Genomic DNA, 23,831 nt, shown 5'->3' with positions numbered 1-23,831 from the left:
ATAGCGGACCAGGGCCATGTTCGCCTCGATCAGGCAGTTGCGCACGTACTGGTACTCGTGCGTGCCCTCCTCCAGCGTGCCCATCCGGGCGAACATGGCTTTCGAGACCGCCCGCACGTCCTTCACCGACAACGCGTCGCCCAGCGCCACTTCGGCGCGGGACACGTCTTCGACATCCTGCGAGGTACGAACCACCGTCGATCCGGCCTGCGCTCCCATGACCCCTCCCTGACCAGCTGAAATGCTGAGAACTGATGCAACGGCTACCCCGAAAGCACTGTTTGATGCGTGACGTGCGCCACACGGGAGAGGTCTCAGCGGGCACCAGCACTCCTCCGCCCGGGGAAGGCCTCCGTCAGGGCGCGGGACGTCCTTGGCCTTCGCCTTCTGTTCGGCACTCGTCCCGCTGCTCCTCACGAGTTCGGTGATGCCTCGCGTCGTTCGTCGCCGGGACTCCGCGACCACCCATGCCGGGCAGGCTGGCAGGATGGACGGCTGTTACAGGTTCCGGACGCAATTGCGTGAACTCCCTTGCCACGAGGGGACGTCCTACCTCCTGTAAGACGCACTCGACACGGTGGGCGCCGCAGCAGGAAGCCGGCGCTGAGAAGGGGAACCATGACCGCCAAGCTGAACAAGGCCGTTCGTCGCACCGCCGCTGTGCTGGCCGTCGTCGCGCTCGGCGCCGGTGCCACGGCATGCGGATCGTCCGACGACTCGTCCTCCACGGCAGCGTCGTCCTCGACCCCGACCAGCAGTTCGTCGTCCCTGCCGTCCAGCGGGTCCTCGTCCGATGCGTCCGGCGGATCGTCCAACTCCTCCGGCGGGTCCTCGTCCGGGAACGGGGCGAGCGGCTCGAACGCCTCCTCCTCGTCGTCGTCGACGTGCCGCACCGCGAACCTGCGCATCACGGCGAAGAACCAGGGCCAGAACGCCCCCGGCGCCGCCCCCGGCCTGGGCGCGGTCCTCATCACGTTCACGAACAACGGCGCCGACTGCCGCATGGCCGGGTTCCCGGGCGTCGACCTGAAGACCAACTACGGCACGGAGTCGGTGGAACGCGACAAGCAGGAGGTCGGGATCCCGTTCACGCTCCGGGCGGGCAAGACGGCCACCGCGAACGTCGTCTACACGATCAACAACACCGGCGGCTCCGGCGTCGAGGTCACCGGGCTCGTGATCACCCCTCCGAACGAGACGCACTCCGTCACCGCCCCGGTCACCTTCAGCGAGCCGGTGAGCGACAAGAACACCGGGCGCCTGGAGGTCACCCCGGTCTTCAAGCCGGGCTCCTAGGAGCGCTGACGGAACGGCGGCGCCGGGCGTGGCGCCGCCGGGAACGGGTGCGATTCACGGAGTCACCCCCTGGCAGCGGCGGTAAGGCCGTCCACGCTCGCGTCGGCGAGTGGGAACACGGTCCCGGCGATCGCTCGACTGGTTCGAGGCGACGGACGCCGTCCCGTCTGATCAGCCCTGCGCACGACAGAGCACGCGGGGCGGCGCAGCGGGTGCGCCTGGTCACGTTCTTCACTTGGTCTTGCCGACGTCGGGTGAGCAGACGTCCAGGGCGCTCAGGCGGATACCCGACGGTCGCAGCCTCCGTCAGAGGACTTGGTGCATCGTCGCCCGGAAGTAGCTGGTCACCATTCCTCGGAACAGATCGTGGCCGGTCCGGCCCGCGTGCCTGAGGCACCAGAGCTGGGGAGGCTCCCAGTCATCCGCGCCTTCGGATGACTCCCCGCAGGCGACGCACTCAGCCGCATGGGCGGGCGGCCCGCCGCTCTTCTCGTTGGTCAGCACCCACTGCGCGTACCGCATCCGGGACCGAACCAGGCCCCTTCGAACCGTGGTGGTCACGTCCGCCCCTTCCATTGAACGGAGTCCGACTCGCATTGTTCGAGCGAGCGCGGCCCCTCGACCCTCAAGGGGCCGCGCTCGGCCGGGCGAGGTGGTCACTCCCGCCCAGCCATCGGCTTGCCACCCGCCTCCGATCGCGCAGGAGGACAGGAAGGACAACAAGCCGAGTTCATCCCGCAGGAGATGCCGCCGCTCCGGCCGGAAGGTCGAAGCGGCACACCACCGTCTTGCCCCCCGAAGCCTCGGGCGACCACCACAGCGCGTCGGCGAGACGCTGGATGATCAGCAGCCCGCGGCCGCTGTCGGGCAGCAGAGCTTCAGGGAGGTCCTCGGACAGGTCCGGGGAGAACGCCTCCGCGGCGGGCAAGGACGGCGGGGTGGAGTCCTCATCCACGACTTCGATGAACAGCCACTTCGGCCACTGGCGCAGCGCCACGTCGATACGGCGCGGTGCGCCGGGGCAGGACCGGCCATCGTCCGGTACGGCGTGATGGACGACGTTGCCCACGAGTTCCGAGACGACCAGGCGCGCGTCGTCAACGAGGAACGACAGACCCCACTCTTCGAGCGCATCGCCGGTCATGTTGCGCGCCGCCCGCACCGTGTCGGGGGACTCGGCGACGAGCGTCATGGCCCGGAACCTGTGGACCGGAAGACTCGGCACCCAGTTCCAGTCCCGCCGAGCGATCTCGGAAGCGCGGGGACCAACTCCACGCAGAGGGGTGTTCATCGCGTTCGCTCCTGTCAGCAAAGACCGTTGCGCGTGACGAACAGTCAACGATCCCGCCGAAGAATCCGGGAGCGTTCACCGGGGGGTTCACGTGAACACCGTTGCGGTCCAATGGGGTTCACGAATGAACCCCCTGTCAGTGAGCTGTGTCACCATGAAACCCGGCCGCGTACCTAGGGGTGGCAGGGAGCATGAGCCGAGAGCCGAACGAGCAGTTGATCTCGCTGATGGCGGAAGCCCGGGTCTCGAACAAGGGACTCGCCAAGCGTATGCGCGACCTCGCCGGACAGCGCGGAGTCGAGTTGGGCACGACGCACGTCTCCGTACAGAGGTGGCGGGACGGCGCCGGTATCCAGCCCAGGACTGCGGCCCTCATGGCGGACGCCCTCAGCACCAAGCTGAGGCGGAAGATCACGCCCACTGACCTCGGATTCTTCGGCGAGCAACGGCCGGCGGAAACACAACCCCTCGCGTACCCGGGCTCTTTGTCGGACGCTCTCACGACCCTCGACGGCCTCACCGACGAGCCGTTGGCGGCCTCGGCGACGAGCGGCCTACTCGTGGCGGAGGGCGATCTCAGCGCAGCCGTCCTGTCATGGATGGTTTCCCGACCCGATGGCCTGAGCGCTCCCCGCGAAGGCGTTCGTCGTGTCGGCCTGCGCGACGTCCTGGCCGTACGCACGGCGGCAGACATGTTCATGCGCCTGGACTTCCTGTACGGCGGCGGGCACGGCCACAAGGCGCTGCGTCACTACTTCCGCCACGAAGTCCTGCCGCTGCTCAGCGCCAGCTACAGCGAGAAGGTGGGCACGGCCCTCTTCAGCGCCGCAGCGGAGATCTCCCAACTTCTCGGTTGGACGGCCTACGACTCCGGCAACCACCGGTTGGCCCACCGCTACCTCATCTCCACGCTGCGGCTCACCCAGGTCATCGGCGACCGGGCGTTCGGCGCGCGTGTCCTGGCGAACCTCAGCCATCAGGCCAACTACCTGGGCGAGCACAACCAAGCCGTGCAACTCGCCCGCGCAGCGGCTGAGGGCGCACGTTCCCGTGCCACGCCCCGGGCCATGTCCATGTTCGTGGCCATGGAAGCCCGCGCCCTCTCCAACTCCGGGGACGCTCCGGGAGCCGGACGCGCCATGAACGAAGCGGAACGGCACTTCGAGCGAGCGGGCACCGCGGACGACCCCGAGTGGCTCAGCTACTTCGATTCCGCTGAGCTGATGGGCGAGTTCTGCCACTGCTTCCGGGACCTGAAGCACCGTCGAGAAGCCGTGGAGCACGCCCAACGAGCCGTTGACGACACCGATCCGCAGTACGCGCGGACCCTCGAGTTCTGCCGCATGGTCCTCGCGCAGAGCCAGTTACTCAACGGCGAGTTGGAGACGGCCGCGACGACGGCCATGCTCGCCGTCGACGGCGGAGACACGCTCCAGTCCGCCCGCTTCCAACGGTATGTGACCGACTTCCAGACCGAGATCAACACCTACGTCGGCAACCGCGTCGTCGTCGAGTTCAACGAGCATGTTCAGCAAGCCCTGGCCCGCCTCGACGACGAGTGACGACTACCAAGGCCGCCAGTCGCGCGGCGCGGCGTCATCCCGCAACGACCTGATCCTCCGCTGGTACTCAGCCGCCACACGTTCGCTCTCGGCAACGTTCTGCATGAGCCAGGTGGTCATCAGGTACTCCTGCACCTTGCGCAGCATCGGGAACCCGGGCCAGTCCCGCAGGTCACGCCCGTACGCGGCCACGAAGTCGGCGTACTGCTCCTTCGTCTGCCACCCGAGACTGTGGTGTTCAACCGAGGTGACCATGAGGTCCCACTCCGGGTGGTCGAAGCTGAAACGCTCGAAGTCGATCAGCACGACCTCGTTGCGAGCGTTGACCATGAGGTTCTGGACATGCGCGTCCCCGTGGACCGGCCCCTTCCCAGAGTCGAAGTGCAGCTCCCTCAGCTCCCGCCGCAGCACCTCACCACGCCCCCGCAGGAACTCCCGGTCGGCTTCCGGAATCCCGGCAGCCCGCTCTACCCGCAGGTCGGTACGCCCCAACACGTCGTAGGCGGGCAGTTCCAGGCCGGCGGGCAGTTCAAGCGCGTGCAGCTCCCGCAGTACACCGCCCAACTCCCCGTACGTAGGCTTGCGATGGCCCTCGTTGATCAGATGCCAGAAGGTGACCGGGCACCCCTCCACCACCACCGGCTGCTCAACGTCATCCACGACGCGAGCCGCAGGAACCCCCTCAGAGGCGAGCCAGCGGGAGACCGCCACCTCGCGTCGTGCTGAGGCGAGGTACTCCGGGCCCCGCGCCACACGCACCACCACGGACGGCGAGTCCAGGCGGAACAGCGCGTTCTCGCCGAAGCGCATCAACCGAGCCGTCTCGCCGTCGAGACCAACCTTCCTGCACGCGGCAGCAACCACCCGCGCAGCCCCCGCCGAACTGAACCCGTCCTCCGATGCCCGAGCCACCTCAGACGCCATGCCGGTACCAGCTCCCTAGTCGCGCGACCCTCCCCCACGCGCGTCAACGGCGACCAACCTCGCGCACGGCGGACACGACGTAGACCGTACCCACTAGGCTTGGGATGAACGAGTTCAGAGTTGACGGCCCCTGGCGAGACGCTCTCCACAGGCGTACGCCACAAGCTCACGAGCAGGCAGCGCGGTTCACTGCCGAGCGGTCGACCGCGTTCCCCAGTCGCGTCAGACGGATGATCCACCCGGACTTCGACATCCCAAAGCCCACGGAGCCCATCCGCCATATCCGTATCGGACTGGCCGCCTCAGAACTATTTTCCCTCACACGCTCGCAAGCGGCAGGGAGAGGGCGGGCGCCCATAAGGCGTCAGAGGCGCCAGAAGGCTTTGGCGGACGGCGATGAGCGCGCTATGTGTCACGACGCGCAAGAACAGCAGTACGAAGCCGCCTTTCCCAGCCACTACTGTGTACGATGCGTTCGAATCCACGCCCGGGTCCGGCCAACAGTTCCAGACGCGTGAGACGGCTCAACGCCTCCCACTGCTCGAACATGACATACAATGCATTGCCGTACTCAACATTTTCAAAAGCAACCAAATTGGGAGCAAAACGCGCTCCTACGTATCGCTGAAATCCACTCGTTCCGTAAATTAGTTCACTTGGGGAAAGGTCAAGGAGCACACCCATCCGCTCCTCCAGCATTGTTCGGCGCGAGTCACTATTAGCAATACCGATTCGCCGAGACAAATCAGAAAGCACCCCATCGCGCGCCCCAACAGGCAGGAACTCCCAGGCGACCGAAACGGAACTCAGCCACTCCGAGTTAGACACTTCGCTCTCTACGACGTCTACAGATCCGACGTTCTCCTGGAGGAGCGATAGGGCGAATACCAGTTCGCGTACTTCCTCTACAGATCGGTGAAATATTCGATTCACACGAAACACAATGGAAATTTCATCACTGAAATCTTGGGCAATAGCTACGGAGATGGTAATTTGCTGCCCGTGGAGCACCTCGACCGGGTAGACAAAGCGACTAAACGTCGTCGTGTGACTTCCTTTTCCCCAGTCCCCGAAATTGGGCGTCTCGACACTCCAGGTCCGTTCAACCTTGGGAAGGTCAGACCGCCGCACCATCTTTCCCACAAGGTTCCACCGCGAGAAACGACCGTTTTCAGCTGACGGCAGGACAGTCTCAAGTGAGTGGACTTCACCGTTCCGAAACTGGACCCCGAGACTTTCGACTGCCCCCTCATCGAGTGACTGAATTGAGTAGGCTTTGCGAACGCCGACCTGGTAGCTGTCCCCCCGCAGCGCATCGATCTTCGCCTGGATCCCGTCGGGAACCTTCCTGAAGCTCTTCTTACCCACTGACGCCTCCGGGTGACGAGAGGCAGACTCCCGTTCGGCAGCGTCTACCAAGGAGGTAAGGCTTACCGATGTAGGGTCTGCACGACACGACCAATGCGCAGGTCCATGTTCCGAGGCTTGACTGCAAGTCAAAGCTCCACTGGCCTGTTGGGCTCTTCTGGATCCAGTAGAGCACTCCTGACGTTTAACCAGCAACCATTCCGTGCAGTCGGATTGTGGTCAGTATCGAGGCCCGCAACAAGGCCCAGTGATGTGTGCGCACGCTAAGGGCTGGCTAGCGCCCGTACCAGGTGCTGAGCGGATGCTCGCGGGGTCGTGACAGCCTGCAGACATGACAGAGTTGCGTGTTCATGCGGGTCGCCGCACGCCATCCAGATTCACTACGCCTTGCCGGACGGCGCCTGGTGTGTGGAGCTGAGCGAGACCGTCCCGCCGCCCGACCACGGCAACGTCGGCGAAGTCCCGACACCAGGAACCGCCCAACGACCCCACCGTCCCAAGCGGCCGACCCAAGAAGCCGTCCAGCATCACCGACATCTCAGACCGGGAAACCGCGACGACCGTCCCATGACAGACGTCACCGACGCGGACCCCTGCCAGAAACCTCCGGGCACCCTGCCCAGCCGCCGCATCCCCCACGCCGCAGAGGGTCTCATGGAGGGTCCGCTAGACCCACTCCACCTCGGACCGAATGCCTTCGCCGCTCGCCGGCACCGGCACCGGCGTACGGGAGGAGGCCGAAGGCACCAACCGACGGGGACGCGGAGGACGCACCGCGGTCATCAGCGCGGCCACCTCCTCCTCGCTCGCCCCCGCAAGCGCCTCAATCACCCGATCGAGTGCCCCCCTCGCGTCAGTGGGCATGGCCGCTCGACGCGGGCTCCGAGCCGGCGTTCTTCACCGTCAGCGGCAGCAGCTTCTTGCCCGTCGGGCCGATCTGGATGGCGGTGTCCATCTGGGGGCACACGCCACAGTCGAAGCACGGGGTCCAGCGGCAGTCGTCGACCTCGGTCTCGTCGAGGGAGTCCTGCCAGTCCTCCCAGAGCCAGTCCTTGTCCAGGCCGGAGTCCAGGTGGTCCCAGGGCAGGACCTCCTCGTAGCCGCGCTCGCGGGTGGTGTACCAGTCGACGTCCAGCCCGAACCCGGGCAGCACCTTGCCCGCGCACTCCATCCAGCGGTCGTACGAGAAGAACTCGCGCCAGCCGTCGAAGCGGCCGCCGTCCTCGTACACCGCGCGGATCACCGCGCCGAGGCGGCGGTCGCCGCGCGACAGCAGGCCCTCGACGATGCCGGGCTTGCCGTCGTGGTACCGGAAGCCGATGGAACGGCCGTACTTCTTGTCCCCGCGGATCTTGTCCCGCAGCTTGGCCAGCCGCGCGTCGGTCTCCTCGGAACTGAGCTGCGGCGCCCACTGGAACGGCGTGTGCGGCTTGGGCACGAAGCCGCCGATGGAGACCGTGCAGCGGATGTCGTTGGAGCCGGAGACCTCGCGGCCCTTGGCGATCACCCGGGTCGCCATGTCGGCGATCTGCAGGACGTCCTCGTCGGTCTCGGTGGGCAGGCCGCACATGAAGTACAGCTTCACCTGCCGCCAGCCGTTGCCGTAGGCCGTGGCGACCGTGCGGATCAGGTCCTCCTCCGAGACCATCTTGTTGATGACCTTGCGGATGCGCTCGCTGCCGCCCTCGGGGGCGAAGGTCAGGCCGGAGCGGCGGCCGTTGCGGGTCAGTTCGTCGGCCAGGTCGATGTTGAACGCGTCGACCCGGGTGGACGGCAGCGACAGGCCGATCTTGTCGTCGGTGTAGCGGTCGGCCAGGCCCTTGGCGATGTCACCGATCTCGCTGTGGTCGGCCGACGACAGCGACAGCAGGCCGACCTCCTCGAATCCGGTCGCCTTCAGACCCTTGTCGACCATGTCGCCGATTCCGGTGATGCTGCGCTCGCGCACCGGGCGGGTGATCATGCCCGCCTGGCAGAAGCGGCAGCCGCGGGTGCAGCCGCGGAAGATCTCCACCGACATCCGCTCGTGCACCGTCTCGGCCAGCGGCACCAGCGGCTGCTTCGGGTACGGCCACTCGTCCAGGTCCATCACGGTGTGCTTGGAGACCCGCCACGGCACGCCCGACGCGTTCGGCACGACCCGCGCGATGCGGCCGTCCGGCAGGTACTCGACGTCGTAGAAGCGCGGCACGTAGACGCCACCGGTCTTCGCCAGCCGCAGCAGCAGTTCCTCGCGCCCGCCGGGGCGGCCCTCCGCCTTCCAGGCGCGCACGACGTCGGTGATCTCCAGGACCGCCTGCTCGCCGTCGCCGATGACGGCGGCGTCGATGAAGTCGGCGATCGGCTCCGGGTTGAACGCGGCGTGCCCGCCGGCGAGGACCACCGGGTCGTCGATGCCGCGGTCCTCGGCGTTCAGCGGGATGCCGGCCAGGTCGAGGGCGGTGAGCAGGTTGGTGTAGCCCAGCTCGGTGGAGAACGAGACGCCGAAGACGTCGAACGCCTTCAGCGGGCGGTGCGCGTCCACGGTGAACTGCGGGACGTCGTGCTCGCGCATCAGCGCCTCGAGGTCCGGCCAGACGCTGTAGGTGCGCTCGGCCAGCACGCCCTCGCGCTCGTTGAGCACCTCGTAGAGGATCATGACGCCCTGGTTGGGCAGGCCCACCTCGTACGCGTCCGGGTACATCAGGGCCCAGCGCACGTCGCAGGCGTCCCAGTCCTTGACGGTGGAGTTGAGCTCCCCTCCGACGTACTGGATCGGCTTCTGGACGTGCGGGAGGAGTGCTTCCAGGCGCGGGAAGACCGACTCGACAGGCATCAGAGTGTCTCGGTGTCTCTCGTGTGCTGGCAGGGGACCATCCAGCGTAACGCGTCGGGGCCCGGGGCCGCTCCTTCGCGGGCGGCCCCGGGCCCCGGGCACGGTTCGGTGAGTCCGCTACGCGGACATCGGGCGCTGTATGCGGACCGACTGCAACAGGCCCAGCCCGATCCAGATCGCGAACATCGACGACCCGCCGTAACTGACGAACGGCAGCGGGATGCCGGCGACCGGCATGATGCCGAGCGTCATCCCGATGTTCTCGAAGGACTGGAAGGAGAACCAGGCGACGACGCCGGCCGCGATGATCGTCCCGTACAGGTCGGTGGCCTGGCGGGCGACCCGGCAGGCGCGCCACAGGATGACCCCGATCAGCAGGATGATCGCGATCGAGCCGACGAAGCCGAGCTCCTCGCCCGCGACCGTGAAGACGAAGTCGGTCTGCTGCTCGGGCACGAACTGGCCGGTGGTCTGCGAACCGTGGAACAGCCCCTCGCCCAGCAGCCCGCCGGAGCCGATGGCGATGCGGGCCTGCGCGGTGTTGTAGCCGACGCCCGACGGGTCGAGGGCGGGGTTGGCGAAGGCGGCGAAGCGGTCGATCTGGTACTTGTTCAGCAGGTCGAGCTTCCAGATCGCCAGCGCGCCGGCCGTGCCCGCGCCGATCAGCCCGAAGACCCAGCGCTTGGAGGCGCCGGAGGACAGCAGCACGCCGAGCACGATGACGACCAGGACCATCGTCGAGCCCAGGTCGGGCATGAGCAGGATGACGCACATCGGCACCACCGCGAACCCCAGCGCCTGGAGCACGGTGCGGTGGTCGGGGTTGAGCTGGTCGCCCGCGTCCACCTTGGCCGACAGCACCATCGCCATGCTCAGCACGATGGCGATCTTGGCGAACTCGGACGGCTGGAGCGAGAATCCGCCGCCCAGCACGATCCAGGAGTGCGCGCCGTTGACCGTCGAGCCCAGCGGCGAGAGCACCGCCAGCAGCAGGACGATCACGATGCCGTAGAGGATGGGGATTATCCCGCGCATCCTGCGGTGGCCCAGCACGATGGTCCCGACGCACAGCCCTATCCCTATGGCCATGTTCATCAGGTGGCGGATCAGGAAGTACTGCGGGTCGCCGTGGTTGATGGAGGTACGGCCGCGGGTCGCCGACCACACCAGCAGCGAGCCGACGCCGGACAGCGCGAGCGCCGCGGCCAGCATCACCCAGTCCATCCGCCGCACCGCGGAGTCGCGGGCCAGCAGCTTGGACAGCGTGCCGCGCTCCGGGCTGAAGCGGCGGACGGTGAAGTCGCCGAAGCCGGTGCCGCTCGTCACGTCTGGTACCTCCGGCCGAACGGCAGCTTCTGGTGGCGGTCGGGTTCCAGGGCGGTCAGCGAACCGGCGTCCGCCCCGGACGAGCCGCCCTCCAGGGAGTTGGCGAAGGCGTCAGGGCCGGGGACGTCGTAGGCGGCCTGGGAGACGAGCCCGTCGGTGTCGATCTTCGGCAGGGCGACCTGCGGCGAGGGCATCATGGCCTTGCTCGCGTCGATCGAGCCGTTGGACTGCACGCCGTACAGGTGGTTGTAGATGTCGCGCACCGCGAGACCCGAACCACCGGAACCCGTACCACCCTGCGAGATCGTCATCACGATCGCGTAGTCCTTGGTGTACGTGGAGAACCACGAGGTGGTCTGCTTGCCGTAGACCTCCGCGGTACCGGTCTTGGCGTGCAGGGTGATCTTGTTCTGCGGCCAGCCGCCGAACTTCCACTCCGCCGTACCGTCGGTGATGACGCCGGCCAGCGCGTTGTCGATGTACTTCAGCGTGGCCTGGGAGTCCGGGAGCTTGCCGACCGCCTTCGGCTGGATCGGGGCGACGTTCTTGCCGTCGGCGCTGACCACGGCCTTCCCTATGGTCGGCTGGTAGAGCGTGCCGCCGTTGGCGATGGCCGAGTAGATCATCGCCTCCTGGATCGGGGTGACCAGGGTGTCGCCCTGTCCGATCGCGTAGTTGACGGAGTCACCGGCGCGCATCATGTAGCCGTCGGCGCAGTCCTCACGGGCGATGTCGGTGCTGTAGTCGTGCTTGCCCGTCTTGGCCTGGGCGCACCACGACTTCTTCATCGCCTGGTAGTAGTCCTTCTTCCACTGCCGGTCCGGGACGCGGCCGCCGACCTCGCCCGGCAGGTCGATGCCGGTCGTCTCACCGAGGTGGAACTCGTGGGCGGTCTTGTAGAACCAGTCCTTCGGGCTCTTCGGGTTGTTCCCGCCGTCCTTGAGCCACTGGTCGTAGGCGAGCCGGTAGAAGACGGTGTCGCAGGAGACCTCGAGCGCGCGGCCGATGCTGATGTCGCCGTAGGACTCGTTCTCGTCGTTGTGGAAGACCTGGTTGCCGATGGAGAAGCTGGAGGTGCAGGGGTAGTCGCTGGCGCCGAGGTCGTAACCGGCCTGCGCCGCCGCCGAGGTGGAGATGACCTTGAAGGTCGAACCGGGCGCCGACTGGCCCTGGATCGCCCGGTTGAGCAGCGGGTAGTCCGAGGAGGGGTCGGTGAGCGCCTGGTAGTCCTTCTCCGAGATGCCGCCGACCCATTCGTTGGGGTCGTACGTCGGCTCGCTGGCCATCGCGATGACCTGGCCGGTGTGCACGTCCATCACGACCGCGGCGCCGGAGTCCGCCTTGAAGTTCTCGTGGGTGACCGGGTCGTAGGTCGTGCGGGCCTCCTTCATCGCCTGGTTCAGGTCCTTCTCGGTGAGGGCCTGCACGCGCGAGTCGAGGCTGGTGACGAGGTCGTTGCCGGGCTGCGCCGGGGTGTCGCCGGCGTTGCCGATGACCCGGCCGCGGTTGTCGACCTGGTAGCGGGTCACGCCGTTCTTGCCGCGCAACTCGCTGTCGTAGGTGTGCTCAAGGCCCGAGCGGCCCACCTGGTCGGAGCGCTCCAGGGTCGGCTGCCCGTTCTTCATGGACGCCTGGATCTCCTGGTCGGTGACCGGCGAGAGGTAGCCGAGCACCTGGGCCGCGCTGGCACCGCTGGGGGATCCGTAGTGCCGTACGGCGGTGGGCTGGGCGGTGATGCCCGGGAAGTCCTCCCGGCGCTCCATGATCTCCAGCGCCTGCTGGCTGGTGGCCTTGTCGGTGATCGGGACCGGCTGGAAGGGCGAGCCGTTCCAGCACGGGCGGGGGGTGTGCGCGTCGCAGAGCCGGACCTGGTCGGCGATGTCCTGGTACGACATGCCGAGGACGCCGGCCAGCCGGGTCAGCACCGCCTTGCCGTCGTCCTTCATCTGCATCATGTCGGTGCGGTTGACGGTGACGACCAGCTTGGTCTGGTTGTCGGCCAGCGGCACGCCGTGGTCGTCGAGTATCGAGCCGCGCACGGCCGGGGCGACGACGTTCTGGATGTTGTTGCTGGCGGCTTCCGCGGTGTACTGCTGCCCGTCGCGGATCTGGAGGTACCACAGCCTGCCGCCGAGCGTCAGCAGCAGCGAGACGACGAGGATCTGGAGGATGACCAGCCGGATCGTCACCCGCTGGGTGCGGCCCGTTTCGGGGATATTAGACATGGCGCGTAGCGCTTCCGCTGGGGGTGGTGGCGGGCGACGGGTGGGAACTCACAGCTTGCGGCCTCCCTTGAGCAGGCTGTCGCGCTGGCCGCCGGGGCGCATGCGGGTGAGGCGGTTGCCGGAGCGGGCGTTGCCGGCGCTCATCCAGCGGTACGGGCTGGGCCCCCCGGCGCCGGTGTCCGAGGCCATCGGGTCGCGGTCCAGCCGTCGCGCCAGCGCCATGATCCACGGCACGGTGAACGGTGCCAGCAGCAGGTCGTAGACGAGCGCGGTGAACAGCAGGCTGACGATGCCGACATGGCGGGCGGCGGTGTCACCGACCAGGGCGCCCACACTCGCGTACAGCAGGGTGGACAGCACCGCGGCACCGGCGACGACCGTCATCGGCAGCGCGGCGGAGCGCAGTTGCCCGTTCTCCGGCTTGGTCAGGCCGGCCAGGTAGCCGATGACGCACAGCACGAGGGCGTAGCGGCCGGCGGCGTGGTCGGCGGGCGGGGCGAGGTCGGCGAGCAGTCCGGCGAAGAAGCCGATGAGGCAGCCCGCCACGTGTCCGTAGGTCATCGCGAGGCCCAGGACGACCAGCATCAGCAGGTCGGGGACCGCGCCCGGCAGGTGCAGCCGGGCCAGCACGCTGACCTGGATCACCAGGGCCAGGACGACGAGGACCGCGGGGAGCAGGATCCGGTTGACGCGCATCGGTCAGAATCCGTCCTGTGAGTCGGGGCTCTCGGACGGGGTGTCGCTGGGCGCTCCGGAGGGCGCGCCGGACGGCTTGCCCGAGGGCGCTCCGGAGGGGCCGACCGTGACGGTGACCGTCGGTGTCGGCTTCACCTGCGGCTTGGGCGGCAGGACGGTGTCGCGCGGGTCGGTCCTGGGCGGTACGACGACCACACCGACGATGTCCAGTTCGGAGAAGGAGACGAACGGCTGGACCTCGACGGTGCGGGTCAGCGCGCCCGCGCCCGGGTCTATCCTCACGACCTTCCCGATCGGCACCCCGGGCACGAAGGGCTTGTCGCCCTGCGAGCCGAAGGTCACCAGGCGGTCGCCGACGTGCACGTCGGCCCGGCCGTCGAGCAGTTGGTCCTTCATGGGCCGGTCGCCCTGGCCGGTGCCGAAGCCCAGCTCCATCGACTTCTCCATGCGGGTGCCGACGGTGAAGTCGGGGTCGCAGGCGAGCAGCACGGTGGAGGTGGTGGCACTGGCCGTGGTGACCCGGCCGACCAGTCCGTCGCCGTTGATGACGGTCATGTCGCGCTGGATGCCGTCGTTGGTACCCGCGTCGATGGTGATGGTCCAGGAGAAGCCCTGGGCCGCTCCTATGGCGATGACCTGGGCGCCCTTGATGCCGTACTGGCCGGCGCCCGCGGTCTTCAGCAGCTTGTCCAGTTCGTTCGCGCGGTTGCGGGTGAGCGCGCTGGAGCCGAGCTGCTGCTTGAGCTTCTCGTTCTGCAACTGCAGCTGGGCGATGCGGTCGTGGCGGGAGCCGGAGTCCCGGACCGCCGCTATGGCGTTGCCGACCGGGTTGACGGCGGAGGCGACCCCGTTCTCGACCGGGCCGAAGACGGCGGCGGCCGCGCTGCGCGCGCCGTTCAGGGGGGACTGGTCGCCGCCGCGGATGTCCGCGGTGATCAGGGCGAACGCGATGGCGACCAGCAGGACCAAGAGCAGCCGGCTCTCTTTCGTGTCCCTCACGTGCGGCGGCCGTGCCTTCCTCGTCGGACCGGTCGGCTACGGGACCAGGCCGGTCAGCGATGTCGTGTGCGGATCGGCGTCCCCGGGGCGGTGACCGCTCCGGGGACGCCGCGTGCTCATCGGCGGGGCTGGGCGTCCAGCACCTGCTGGAGCGCCTCGAACTCCTCGACGCACTTGCCGGACCCGAGAGCCACCGAGTCCAGCGGGTTCTCTGCGATGTGGATCGGCATGCCGGTCTCGCGGCGCAGCCGTTCGTCCAGGCCGCGCAGCATGGCGCCGCCGCCGGTCAGCACGATGCCGCGGTCCATGATGTCGCCGGACAGCTCGGGCGGGCACTTGTCGAGGGTGGTCTTGACCGCGTCGACGATCGCGTTGACCGGCTCCTCGATGGCCTTGCGGACCTCGCCCGCGGAGATGACCACGGTCTTGGGCAGGCCACTGACCAGGTCCCGGCCGCGGATCTCGGTGTGCTCGTCCTGGTCGACGTCGTACGCGGAACCGATGGTGATCTTGATCTGTTCGGCGGTGCGCTCGCCGAGCAGCAGGCTGTACTCCTTCTTGACGTGCTGGATGATGGCGTTGTCCAGCTCGTCACCGGCGACCCGGATGGACTGCGCGGTGACGATGCCGCCCAGCGAGATGACGGCGACCTCGGTGGTGCCGCCGCCGATGTCGACGACCATGTTGCCGGTGGCCTCGTGCACCGGCAGGCCCGCGCCGATCGCGGCGGCCATCGGCTCCTCGATGATGTGCACCTGGCGGGCGCCGGCCTGGCTGGAGGCCTCGATGACGGCGCGGCGCTCGACGCCGGTGATGCCCGAGGGCACGCACACGACGACCCGGGGGCGGGCGAGATAGCGGCGCTTGTGGATCTTCAGGATGAAGTACCTGAGCATCCGCTCGGTGATCTCGAAGTCGGCGATGACGCCGTCCTTGAGCGGACGGACCGCCACGATGTTGCCAGGGGTGCGGCCGATCATCTTCTTGGCTTCGGCGCCGACCGCCAGGATGCCGCCGGTGTTGGTGTTGATGGCGACGACAGACGGTTCGTTGAGGACGATCCCGCGACCCCTGACGTACACCAGCGTGTTGGCGGTGCCGAGGTCGACAGCCATGTCACGGCCGATGAACGACATGTTGTTCGCCATGAGGATACGTCTGGCCTTCCCGAGCTGGAGCGACTGGAGCGATGGGGGGTGTGAGGGCGCGACGGTGCTGCGTGCTGCGGGGTCCGTAGCGGAGGTTCCATCTTAGGTGTGCCCACCGGACCGGGGGTGAGGGCACCTCGGCCATTGTCAGCGGAACACAGCGTGCTTCCCCTGTAATGGTGACGTCGTGTCGGAGCGAATGGTTCCCTTGGATCCTCCGGCATATGCCACCCGGCGACCGGTGTCAACCCGGTCGCCGCATGACGACCCGTCAGGCGGACGCGCCGCCCCGTACGGGCTCCCCCGCACGGCCCGGCGCCGCCGGGAACCGCCCGATCGGCGCACCCCGCGTTCCCCCGTCGGGGTCGGCCGCGGGATCCGCCGCGCCGCACCCCGTCCGGCGCCGGTCAGCCCAGTTCGGGGAAGAAGATCTTGATCTCGCGGTCCGCGGACTCCGGCGAGTCGGAGGCGTGCACCAGGTTCTCCCGCACGATCGTGCCGAAGTCACCCCGGATGCTGCCGGGCGCGGCGGCGATCGGGTCGGTCGGGCCGGCCAGCGCGCGCAGGCCCTCGATCACCCGCTCCCCCTCGACGACCAGCGCGACCGACGGGCCGGAGGACATGAACTCGACCAGGGGCTCGTAGAAAGGCCTGCCGACGTGCTCCGCGTAGTGGCGCTCCAGCGTCTCCCGGTCCAGCGTCCGCAGCTCCATCGCGCTGACGGTCCATCCGGCCTTGCGCTCGACGCGGCCGATGATCTCGCCGATCAGGCCGCGCCGAACGGCGTCCGGCTTGAGGAGGACGAGGGTGCGCTGGCTCATGCTGCGGCTCCTTGACGTACTGCGACGTTGCTGCGTACTGCCTGGTGGGACCGGGCACGGCGTCGGCACCGCGGCCCGGACCGCCGACCCTACCGGGCGAAGCTGTCCGGGTGGGCGGCGGCTACGCGCTCGTCGCCGCGGCCTGATCGTTCAGGCGCTTGAACTCGTCGATCCTGCGCCCGAAGTGCACCGCCGCCCACCACAGACCGGCGAACGACGCCCCCAGGAAGAACATCATCGGGATCACCAGACCGGACGCCACCAGCGCGGCCTGGAGCACCCAGCCGACCGCCACCCCGCCCGGGCGGGTCACCAGGCCGCACAGCAGCACGCACAGCGCCATCGCGCTGCCGCACACCGCCCACACGGTGCCCGACGGGTAGCCGGAGAGGTTCATCGCGACCAGACCGGCCAGGCCGATGACGAAGGCCTCCCCGATCAGGGTGCTGGCACACAGGGTTCGCATGTCCGCCGTCTCACTTCCGGCCCAGCAGCAGCCGGGCCTCTCCCACGGTGATCACGGAACCGGTGACCAGGACACCGGCGCCCGCGTACTCACCCTCCTCCTCGGCGAGGGTGATCGCCGCCTCCAGCGCGTCGTCGAGCCGCGGCTCCACCTGGACCCGCTCGGTGCCGAAGACCTCCACGGCGAGGGCGGCCAGCTCGTCCACGTCCATCGAACGGAAGCTGGAGTTACGGGTCACCACGACCTCGGCGAAGATCGGCTCGAACGCCTCCAGCACCCCGCGCACGTCCTTGTCCGCGCTGGGCGCGACCACCCCGACGAGGTGGGTGAAGGCGAACGCCTCCCGCACGGCCTCGGCGGTCGCCTGCGCGCCGGCGGGGTTGTGCGCGGCGTCCAGCACGACGGTGGGGCTGCGGCGCACCACCTCCAGGCGGCCTGGCGAGGTGACCGCGGCGAACGCGCCGCGCACCGTCTCCAGGTCCAGCGGCCGGGCCGGGCCGTTCGCGCCGACCCCGAAGAACGCCTCGACGGCCGCCAGCGCCACTACCGCGTTGTGCGCCTGGTGGGCGCCGTGCAGCGGCAGGAAGACCTGCTCGTAGTCGCCGCCCAGGCCGCGCAGCGTCAGCATCTGCCCGCCGACCGCCACCTCGCGCGCCGTGATGCCGAACTCCATGCCCTCGCGCGCCACCGTGGCGTCCGCCTCGACGGCCCGCTTGAGCAGCACCTGCGCCGCGTCCACCGGCTGCTGGGCCAGCACCACGGTCGCCCCGGCCGCGCCCTCGGCGTCGCCCCTGGGCTTGATGATGCCCGCCTTCTCCTGGGCGATCTCGCCGGGCGTGCTGCCGAGCCGGTCGGTGTGGTCCAGCGAGATGGGGGTGACGACGGCGACCTGGCCGTCGACGACGTTGGTCGCGTCCCAGCTGCCGCCCATGCCGACCTCGACCACGGCCACGTCCACCGGCGCGTCGGCGAACGCCGCGTACGCCATGCCGGTCAGCACCTCGAAGAACGACAGCCGGTGCTCCTGGGCGTCGTCCACCATCTCCACGTACGGCTTGACGTCCTGGTACGTGGCGACGAAGCGGTCGACGGGGATGGGCGCGCCGTCCAGGCTGATGCGCTCGGTGACGGACTCGACGTGCGGGCTGGTGTAGCGGCCGGTGCGCAGTTCGAAGGCGCGCAGCAGCGTCTCGATCATGCGGGCGGTGCTGGTCTTGCCGTTGGTACCGGTGATGTGGATCGCCGGGTAGGCGCGCTGCGGCTCGCCGAGGATGTCCATCAGGCGGCGGATGCGCGTCAGCGACGGTTCGAGCTTGGTCTCGCCCCAGCGGCCGGCCAGCTCCGCCTCCACCTCGCGCAGCGCCTGGGCCTCCTCGGGGGTGCGCGGCCCGGCGGGGGCGTCGGCGGCCTGGCTGAGCGGCACACCGGCGCGCAGGGTACGGCTGCCGGCCTCGATCACCGCGAGGTCGGGATCCCGCCGGGTCTCGTCGTCCACCATCTCGTCGAAGGCGTCGAGGGCGGAGTCGTCGGGAACCGGCTCTTCGTCACGGGGGCGCTCGCTCACGCGGACCAGTCTACGGAAGCCGGACCCCCGGAACGGGCCGGACCCCCGCGCGCCCCGCGAGGGGCGGACGGGGGTCCGGCGGCGCGTGCGCGGGCCCGGGGACTACGCCTCGGGCAGCGAGGCCAGCTGGGCGGTGATCCGCTCGATGTCCGCCTCGGCGGTGGCCAGGCGGGCGCGGATGCCCTCGACCACCTTCTCCGGGGCCTTCGCGAGGAATCCGGAGTTGCCGAGCTTGGCGTTGGCCTGCTTCTGCTCCTTCTCCGCCACCGCGAGGTCCTTGGCCAGGCGCTTGCGTTCGGCGGCGAAGTCGATGGCGCCGGACAGGTCGAGTTCGACCCTGGCCCCGGCCACCGGCAGCGACGCGGTCGCGGTGAAGCCCTCCTCGACCGGCTGGAGACGCAGCAGTGAGCGGATCGCGTCCTCGTGCGGCGCGAGCGGCGTGCCGTCCAGCGTGAGGCGGGCCGGGACCCGCTGGCCGGGCTGCAGGCCCTGGTCCGCGCGGAAGCGGCGGACCTCGGTGATGACCTGCTGGAGGGTGGCGATCTCCGCCTCCGCGGCGGCGTCGCGGAAACCGCTGTCCTTCGGCCACTCGGCGATCACCACGGACTCGCGCCCGGTCAGCGTGGTCCACAACTGCTCGGTGACGAAGGGCACGATCGGGTGAAGCAGACGCAGCGTCACGTCGAGCACCTCGCCCAGAACGCGCCGCGAGGCGTTCGCCGCCTCGCCCCCGGCCGCGAACGTGGTCTTGGACAGCTCCACGTACCAGTCGAAGACCTCGTCCCACGCGAAGTGGAACAGCGCGTCCGACAGCTTCGCGAACTGGAAGTCGTCGTAGTACGCGTCGACTTCGGCGACGACCGAGTTCAGGCGGGACAGGATCCAGCGGTCGGCCGCCGACTGCCGCTCGGCGGGCGGCAGTTCGCCCTCGATCGTGGCGCCGTTCATCAGCGCGAAGCGCGTCGCGTTCCAGATCTTGTTGGCGAAGTTGCGCGAGCCCTGGACCCAGTCCTCACCGATGGGGACGTCCGCTCCGGGGTTGGCACCCCGTGCGAGGGTGAAGCGCACGGCGTCGGCGCCGTAGGCGTCCATCCAGTCCAGCGGGTCCACCGAGTTGGGGTTGGACTTGGACATCTTCTTGCCGTGCTCGTCGCGGACCAGGCCGGTCAGCGCGATCGTGCCGAAGGGGATCTGCCCGTCCATCGCGTACAGGCCGAACATCATCATCCGGGCGACCCAGAAGAAGATGATGTCGTGGCCGGTCAGCAGGACGTCGGTCGGGTAGAACTTCGCGAGGTCCGGGGTCTGCTCCGGCCAGCCCAGCGTGGAGAACGGCCACAGGCCGGAGGAGAACCAGGTGTCCAGGACGTCGGACTCCTGCGTCCAGCCCTCGCCGGACGGCGGCTCCTCGTCCGGTCCGACGCAGACGACCTCGTCGTTCGGCCCGTACCAGACGGGGATCCGGTGGCCCCACCACAGCTGACGCGAGATGCACCAGTCGTGCATGTTGTCGACCCAGTCGAAGTACCGCCTCGACATCTCGGCCGGGTGGATGGCGACACGGCCGTCGCGCACGGCGTCGCCCGCGGCCTTCGCGAGCGGGCCGACCTTGACCCACCACTGCATCGACAGGCGCGGCTCGACGGTGGTCTTGCACCGCGAGCAGTGGCCCACGGAGTGGACGTAGGGCCGCTTCTCGGCGACGATCCGGCCCTGCTCCCGCAGCGCGCCGACGATCGCGGAGCGGGCCTCGAAACGGTCCAGGCCCTGGAAGGGGCCGTGCACGGTGATGACACCGCGCTCGTCCATGACCGTCAGCGCTTCGAGGTCGTGGCGCTGGCCGATGGCGAAGTCGTTGGGGTCGTGGGCCGGGGTGACCTTGACCGCGCCGGTGCCGAACTCCGGGTCCACGTGGGCGTCGGCGACGACCGGGATGGTGCGGTCGGTGAGCGGCAGCTTGATGCGGGTGCCCACCAGGTGCCGGTAGCGCTCGTCGTCCGGGTGGACGGCGACGGCCGTGTCACCGAGCATCGTCTCGGCGCGGGTGGTCGCGACGACGAGGCTGTCGTCGCCCTCGCCGTAGCGGATCGAGACCAGCTCGCCGTCGTCGTCCTGGTACTCCACCTCGATGTCGGAGATGGCGGTCAGACAGCGCGGGCACCAGTTGATGATGCGCTCGGCGCGGTAGACGAGCCCGTCGTCGTAGAGCCGCTTGAAGATGGTCAGGACCGCGCGGGACAGGCCCTCGTCCATCGTGAAGCGCTCACGCGACCAGTCCACGCCGTCGCCGAGGCGCCGCATCTGGCCGAGGATCCGGCCTCCGTACTCGCTCTTCCACTGCCACACGCGCTCGACGAACGCCTCGCGGCCCAGGTCATGCCGGGACCTGCCCTCGTCGGCGAGCTGCTGCTCGACCTTGTTCTGGGTGGCGATGCCCGCGTGGTCCATGCCCGGCAGCCAGAGGGACTCGTAGCCCTGCATGCGCTTGCGGCGGGTCAGGGCGTCCATGAGCGTGTGCTGGAACGCGTGGCCCAGGTGCAGGCTGCCGGTGACGTTCGGCGGGGGGATGACGATGGTGTACGGAGGCTTGTCGCTCTTGGCGTCGGCCTCGAAGTAACCGCGCTCCACCCAGCGCTCGTACAGCGTCCCCTCTACCTCGGCCGGGACGTACTGGGTCGGCAGATCGTCGGGAGAGCTGGGGGCGGCGCCGCCCGGGCGCTGGTTCGTGTCGGTCACGCCGCAATTCTAGGGGCGGCACGGCGGTGTCTCCGAACGGCTTTGGGTGGGTAACGACGCGGGGCCCCGGGTTTCTGCGGAGGCCGGTCATCCGCAAGGATGTGCGCGCACGAAGTCAACGGGAGGAACCGGAAGTCCATGAGCTACAACCAGCCGCCGCCGAACCCCTACGGCGGTCAGCCCCCGCAGCCCGGTTACGGCGGTCAGCCTCCGCAGCCGGGCTACGGCGCCCAGCCCCCGCAGCCCGGATACGGCTACCCGCAGCAGCCCCCGCCGCCCCAGCAGCCCTACGGCTACCCGCAGCAGGGCGCGCCGCAGCCGGGGCCCTACGGCCAGCCGCCGCAGCCCAACCCGTACGGCCAGCAGCCCGGTTGGGGCGGCCCGCAGGTCCCGCCGCCCCCGGTGCCGCCGAAGAAGAACACCGGCAAGGTGGTCGCCATCATCGCGGCGGTGGTCGTGGTGGTCGGCGGCGGCATCGCGATCGCGGTGAACGCGAGCGGCGGCAGCAGCGGTGACACCGCCAAGGGCGGCAGCGGCGGCACCTCCGGGAGCAGCGGCGGAGGCGGCGGCACGTCGTCGGTGAAGTACAAGCTGGTCCTGCCGGACTCGCTGCCGGGCGGTTACGCGGCGGTGCCGAACCAGAGCAGCCAGTCGCAGTCCGATCAGCAGGCCAAGGCCGCCGTTCTGTTCTCGGGCGTCTCCGGCGGCACCGCGGTCTCCAAGAGCTACACGGCCGGGACCACGTCGATGAGCGTCGTGGGCTCGTACGGCAGCGTCAGCGACCCGGCGTCCGCGGTGGACGGGACCTTCACCGCCCTCAAGGCGAGCATGGCGGCCAGCAACAGCGGCAGCTCGGGCTTCACCATGACCGGGCAGGGCTCGCCGCAGCAGGAGAGCCCGGCCGGGTTGCCGTCCGGCAGCGTCATGAAGTGCCAGTCCTTCGCGATCACGGGCAGCGGCGCCGGTTCCGGCAGCACCATCCCGGTCTGCGTCTGGGCGGACTCCAGCGACGAGGGCGAGGTCGTGCCGATCCAGATGACGCCGGGCGGCGCGATGTCGCTGAGCGACTCCGCCTCGCTGGCGGCGAAGATCAAGCAGGCCGCCGAGGTCAAGGCGTCCTGACGCCCGGCACGAAACCCCTGGCATGAGGAAGGGGCGCCCGGATCGGTCCGGGCGCCCCTTCCTCATGCATGACGCGCGTGCGTTACGCGCTCTTCTCGTGGCGCTCCGTCTCGCCGCCGCGGTTGCGCGGGACCAGCGTCGGGTTCACGTTCGAGTGGACGACGTCCTGGGTGATGACGACGCGGGCGACGTCCTTGCGGGACGGCACCTCGTACATCACCGACATCAGGACCTCTTCCATGATGGCCCGCAGGCCGCGGGCGCCGGTGCCGCGCAGGATCGCCTGGTCGGCGATGGCCTCCAGCGCCGGGAGGTCGAACTCCAGCTCCACGCCGTCGAGTTCGAAGAGCCGCTGGTACTGCTTGACGAGCGCGTTGCGCGGCTCGACCAGGATCTTCAGCAGCGCCTCGCGGTCGAGGTTGTGCACGGAGGTGATGACCGGCAGGCGGCCGATGAACTCCGGGATCATCCCGAACTTCACCAGGTCCTCCGGCATGATCTCGGCGAACTGGTCGACCGAGTCCAGGTCCCGCTTGGAGCGGATCGTCGCACCGAAGCCGATGCCCTTGGCGCCGGCCCGGGACTCGATGATCTTCTCCAGGCCCGCGAAGGCGCCGCCCACGATGAACAGCACGTTCGTCGTGTCGATCTGGATGAACTCCTGGTGCGGGTGCTTGCGGCCGCCCTGCGGCGGGACGGAGGCCGTGGTGCCCTCCAGGATCTTCAGCAGCGCCTGCTGGACGCCCTCGCCGGAGACATCACGGGTGATCGACGGGTTCTCACTCTTGCGGGCGACCTTGTCGATCTCGTCGATGTAGATGATCCCGGTCTCGGCCTTCTTGACGTCGTAGTCGGCCGCCTGGATCAGCTTGAGCAGGATGTTCTCGACGTCCTCGCCGACGTAGCCCGCCTCGGTGAGCGCGGTGGCGTCCGCGATGGCGAACGGCACGTTCAGCATGCGGGCCAGGGTCTGCGCCAGCAGCGTCTTGCCGGAGCCGGTCGGGCCGAGCAGCAGGATGTTGGACTTCGCCAGCTCGATGCCGTCGTCGTGCCCGGGGCGGCCGTTCTCGCCCGCCTGGACGCGCTTGTAGTGGTTGTAGACCGCGACCGACAGGGCCTTCTTCGCCGGCTCCTGGCCGACGACGTAGCCCTCCAGGAACTCGTAGATCTCGCGGGGCTTGGGGAGGTCCTCCCACCGCACCTCGGAGGACTCGGCGAGCTCCTCCTCGATGATCTCGTTGCACAAGTCGATGCACTCGTCGCAGATGTACACACCCGGCCCTGCGATGAGCTTCTTCACCTGCTTCTGGCTCTTCCCGCAGAACGAGCACTTGAGCAGGTCGCCGCCGTCACCGATGCGTGCCACGAGGTGCTTCCCCTTCGCCTGGGTCCCGTCAGTTCGACAGGGCCTGGTGCCTAATATCCGACGGTACCTTGCCGAGGCCCTCGCGCGGGCCCCCCTTGAGCCGACT

The 23,831-nt window shown here is 68.9% G+C and carries 18 protein-coding genes and 1 pseudogene; 3 read left to right on the top strand and 16 right to left on the bottom strand.

Going from position 1 to position 23,831, the window contains the following annotated elements; all coding sequences use genetic code 11:
• A pseudogene (locus K7472_RS17085) lies at positions 1-219 on the bottom strand (RNA polymerase sigma factor SigF); the annotation flags it as partial.
• A gap of 399 nt (positions 220-618) precedes the next feature.
• Here K7472_RS17085 and K7472_RS17080 point away from each other — a divergent pair.
• Complete coding sequence (locus K7472_RS17080; RefSeq protein WP_222978864.1) at positions 619-1,296, top strand: DUF4232 domain-containing protein; 678 nt, start codon at positions 619-621, stop codon at positions 1,294-1,296.
• Positions 1,297-1,602: 306 nt separating this feature from the next.
• Here the strand turns inward: K7472_RS17080 and K7472_RS33830 are convergent, their stop codons facing one another.
• Both K7472_RS33830 and K7472_RS17075 read right to left on the bottom strand, forming a co-directional pair.
• A complete protein-coding gene (locus tag K7472_RS33830) occupies positions 1,603-1,818 on the bottom strand; it encodes a DUF7848 domain-containing protein (protein ID WP_443729197.1) in 216 nt (71 codons plus the stop codon).
• A gap of 208 nt (positions 1,819-2,026) precedes the next feature.
• A complete protein-coding gene (locus K7472_RS17075; protein ID WP_252395722.1) occupies positions 2,027-2,488 on the bottom strand; it encodes an ATP-binding protein in 462 nt (153 codons plus the stop codon).
• A 290-nt stretch (positions 2,489-2,778) separates the two neighbouring features.
• Between K7472_RS17075 and K7472_RS17070 the strand changes: the two genes are divergently transcribed.
• Positions 2,779-4,149: an NsdA family TPR-like regulatory protein gene (locus K7472_RS17070; protein ID WP_222978859.1), complete on the top strand. Its 1,371-nt coding sequence runs from the start codon at positions 2,779-2,781 to the stop codon at positions 4,147-4,149.
• Positions 4,150-4,152: 3 nt separating this feature from the next.
• On the opposite strand, the gene K7472_RS17065 is transcribed toward K7472_RS17070, so the two are convergent.
• From K7472_RS17065 to K7472_RS17010, 12 genes are all read right to left on the bottom strand, one after another.
• The gene (locus K7472_RS17065; RefSeq protein ID WP_222978858.1) at positions 4,153-5,073 is read right to left on the bottom strand and encodes an aminoglycoside phosphotransferase family protein; all 921 of its coding nucleotides are present in this window, start codon (positions 5,071-5,073) and stop codon (positions 4,153-4,155) included.
• A gap of 405 nt (positions 5,074-5,478) precedes the next feature.
• A complete protein-coding gene (locus tag K7472_RS17060) occupies positions 5,479-6,441 on the bottom strand; it encodes a hypothetical protein (RefSeq protein ID WP_222978856.1) in 963 nt (320 codons plus the stop codon).
• 853 nt (positions 6,442-7,294) lie between these two features.
• Positions 7,295-9,256 carry a TIGR03960 family B12-binding radical SAM protein gene (locus K7472_RS17055; protein WP_222978854.1) on the bottom strand — a complete coding sequence of 654 codons (1,962 nt, stop codon included), beginning with the start codon at positions 9,254-9,256 and terminating at the stop codon, positions 7,295-7,297.
• Positions 9,257-9,373: 117 nt separating this feature from the next.
• Entirely contained in the window at positions 9,374-10,582 is a 1,209-nt protein-coding gene (rodA, locus tag K7472_RS17050; RefSeq protein ID WP_222978846.1) for a rod shape-determining protein RodA, read from the bottom strand.
• The gene (gene mrdA / locus K7472_RS17045) at positions 10,579-12,807 is read right to left on the bottom strand and encodes a penicillin-binding protein 2 (protein ID WP_222978844.1); all 2,229 of its coding nucleotides are present in this window, start codon (positions 12,805-12,807) and stop codon (positions 10,579-10,581) included. Before mrdA ends, rodA begins: the two co-directional genes overlap by 4 nt.
• Before the next feature lie 48 nt (positions 12,808-12,855).
• Positions 12,856-13,503 carry a rod shape-determining protein MreD gene (gene mreD, locus K7472_RS17040; RefSeq protein ID WP_222978842.1) on the bottom strand — a complete coding sequence of 216 codons (648 nt, stop codon included), beginning with the start codon at positions 13,501-13,503 and terminating at the stop codon, positions 12,856-12,858.
• Positions 13,504-13,506: 3 nt separating this feature from the next.
• Positions 13,507-14,502 carry a rod shape-determining protein MreC gene (mreC, locus tag K7472_RS17035; protein WP_222978841.1) on the bottom strand — a complete coding sequence of 332 codons (996 nt, stop codon included), beginning with the start codon at positions 14,500-14,502 and terminating at the stop codon, positions 13,507-13,509.
• Positions 14,503-14,618: 116 nt separating this feature from the next.
• Positions 14,619-15,638 carry a rod shape-determining protein gene (locus K7472_RS17030; RefSeq protein WP_222978921.1) on the bottom strand — a complete coding sequence of 340 codons (1,020 nt, stop codon included), beginning with the start codon at positions 15,636-15,638 and terminating at the stop codon, positions 14,619-14,621.
• 419 nt (positions 15,639-16,057) lie between these two features.
• Positions 16,058-16,471, bottom strand: a complete 414-nt coding sequence (ndk, locus tag K7472_RS17025) for a nucleoside-diphosphate kinase (protein WP_222978834.1) — start codon at positions 16,469-16,471, stop codon at positions 16,058-16,060.
• Positions 16,472-16,592: 121 nt separating this feature from the next.
• On the bottom strand, positions 16,593-16,937 hold the full coding sequence (locus K7472_RS17020) for a DUF4233 domain-containing protein (protein ID WP_222978832.1): 345 nt from the start codon (positions 16,935-16,937) through the stop codon (positions 16,593-16,595).
• A 10-nt stretch (positions 16,938-16,947) separates the two neighbouring features.
• Entirely contained in the window at positions 16,948-18,501 is a 1,554-nt protein-coding gene (gene folC, locus K7472_RS17015) for a bifunctional tetrahydrofolate synthase/dihydrofolate synthase (RefSeq protein WP_308013953.1), read from the bottom strand.
• A gap of 102 nt (positions 18,502-18,603) precedes the next feature.
• Complete coding sequence (locus K7472_RS17010; RefSeq protein WP_222978830.1) at positions 18,604-21,237, bottom strand: valine--tRNA ligase; 2,634 nt, start codon at positions 21,235-21,237, stop codon at positions 18,604-18,606.
• Positions 21,238-21,375: 138 nt separating this feature from the next.
• Here K7472_RS17010 and K7472_RS17005 point away from each other — a divergent pair, with 138 nt between their 5' ends.
• Complete coding sequence (locus tag K7472_RS17005) at positions 21,376-22,359, top strand: hypothetical protein (protein ID WP_222978828.1); 984 nt, start codon at positions 21,376-21,378, stop codon at positions 22,357-22,359.
• A gap of 82 nt (positions 22,360-22,441) precedes the next feature.
• Here K7472_RS17005 and clpX read toward each other — a convergent pair whose 3' ends face one another.
• Positions 22,442-23,725 (bottom strand): ATP-dependent Clp protease ATP-binding subunit ClpX, encoded by a 1,284-nt coding sequence (clpX, locus tag K7472_RS17000; protein ID WP_222978827.1) that lies wholly within the window; start codon positions 23,723-23,725, stop codon positions 22,442-22,444.
• Between the last annotated feature and the right edge of the window lie 106 nt (positions 23,726-23,831).

The organism is Streptantibioticus parmotrematis, assembly GCF_019890615.1.
Lineage (GTDB): Bacteria > Actinomycetota > Actinomycetes > Streptomycetales > Streptomycetaceae > Streptantibioticus_D > Streptantibioticus_D parmotrematis.
Note: the sequence above shows the minus strand (reverse complement) of the source record. Positions and strands in the feature narration are given on the sequence as shown.

Excerpts from the sequence above, each read along its gene's own strand:
- K7472_RS17005 (WP_222978828.1), top strand. The coding sequence starts at position 21,376 with ATGAGCTACAACCAGCCGCCGCCGAACCCCTACGGCGGTCAGCCCCCG.
- K7472_RS17030 (WP_222978921.1), bottom strand. The coding sequence starts at position 15,638 with ATGTCGTTCATCGGCCGTGACATGGCTGTCGACCTCGGCACCGCCAAC.
- K7472_RS17070 (WP_222978859.1), top strand. The coding sequence starts at position 2,779 with ATGAGCCGAGAGCCGAACGAGCAGTTGATCTCGCTGATGGCGGAAGCC.
- K7472_RS17065 (WP_222978858.1), bottom strand. The coding sequence starts at position 5,073 with ATGGCGTCTGAGGTGGCTCGGGCATCGGAGGACGGGTTCAGTTCGGCG.
- K7472_RS17020 (WP_222978832.1), bottom strand. The coding sequence starts at position 16,937 with ATGCGAACCCTGTGTGCCAGCACCCTGATCGGGGAGGCCTTCGTCATC.
- K7472_RS33830 (WP_443729197.1), bottom strand. The coding sequence starts at position 1,818 with ATGCGGTACGCGCAGTGGGTGCTGACCAACGAGAAGAGCGGCGGGCCG.
- ndk (WP_222978834.1), bottom strand. The coding sequence starts at position 16,471 with ATGAGCCAGCGCACCCTCGTCCTCCTCAAGCCGGACGCCGTTCGGCGC.
- mreD (WP_222978842.1), bottom strand. The coding sequence starts at position 13,503 with ATGCGCGTCAACCGGATCCTGCTCCCCGCGGTCCTCGTCGTCCTGGCC.
- K7472_RS17080 (WP_222978864.1), top strand. The coding sequence starts at position 619 with ATGACCGCCAAGCTGAACAAGGCCGTTCGTCGCACCGCCGCTGTGCTG.
- K7472_RS17075 (WP_252395722.1), bottom strand. The coding sequence starts at position 2,488 with ATGACGCTCGTCGCCGAGTCCCCCGACACGGTGCGGGCGGCGCGCAAC.
- mrdA (WP_222978844.1), bottom strand. The coding sequence starts at position 12,807 with ATGTCTAATATCCCCGAAACGGGCCGCACCCAGCGGGTGACGATCCGG.
- K7472_RS17055 (WP_222978854.1), bottom strand. The coding sequence starts at position 9,256 with ATGCCTGTCGAGTCGGTCTTCCCGCGCCTGGAAGCACTCCTCCCGCAC.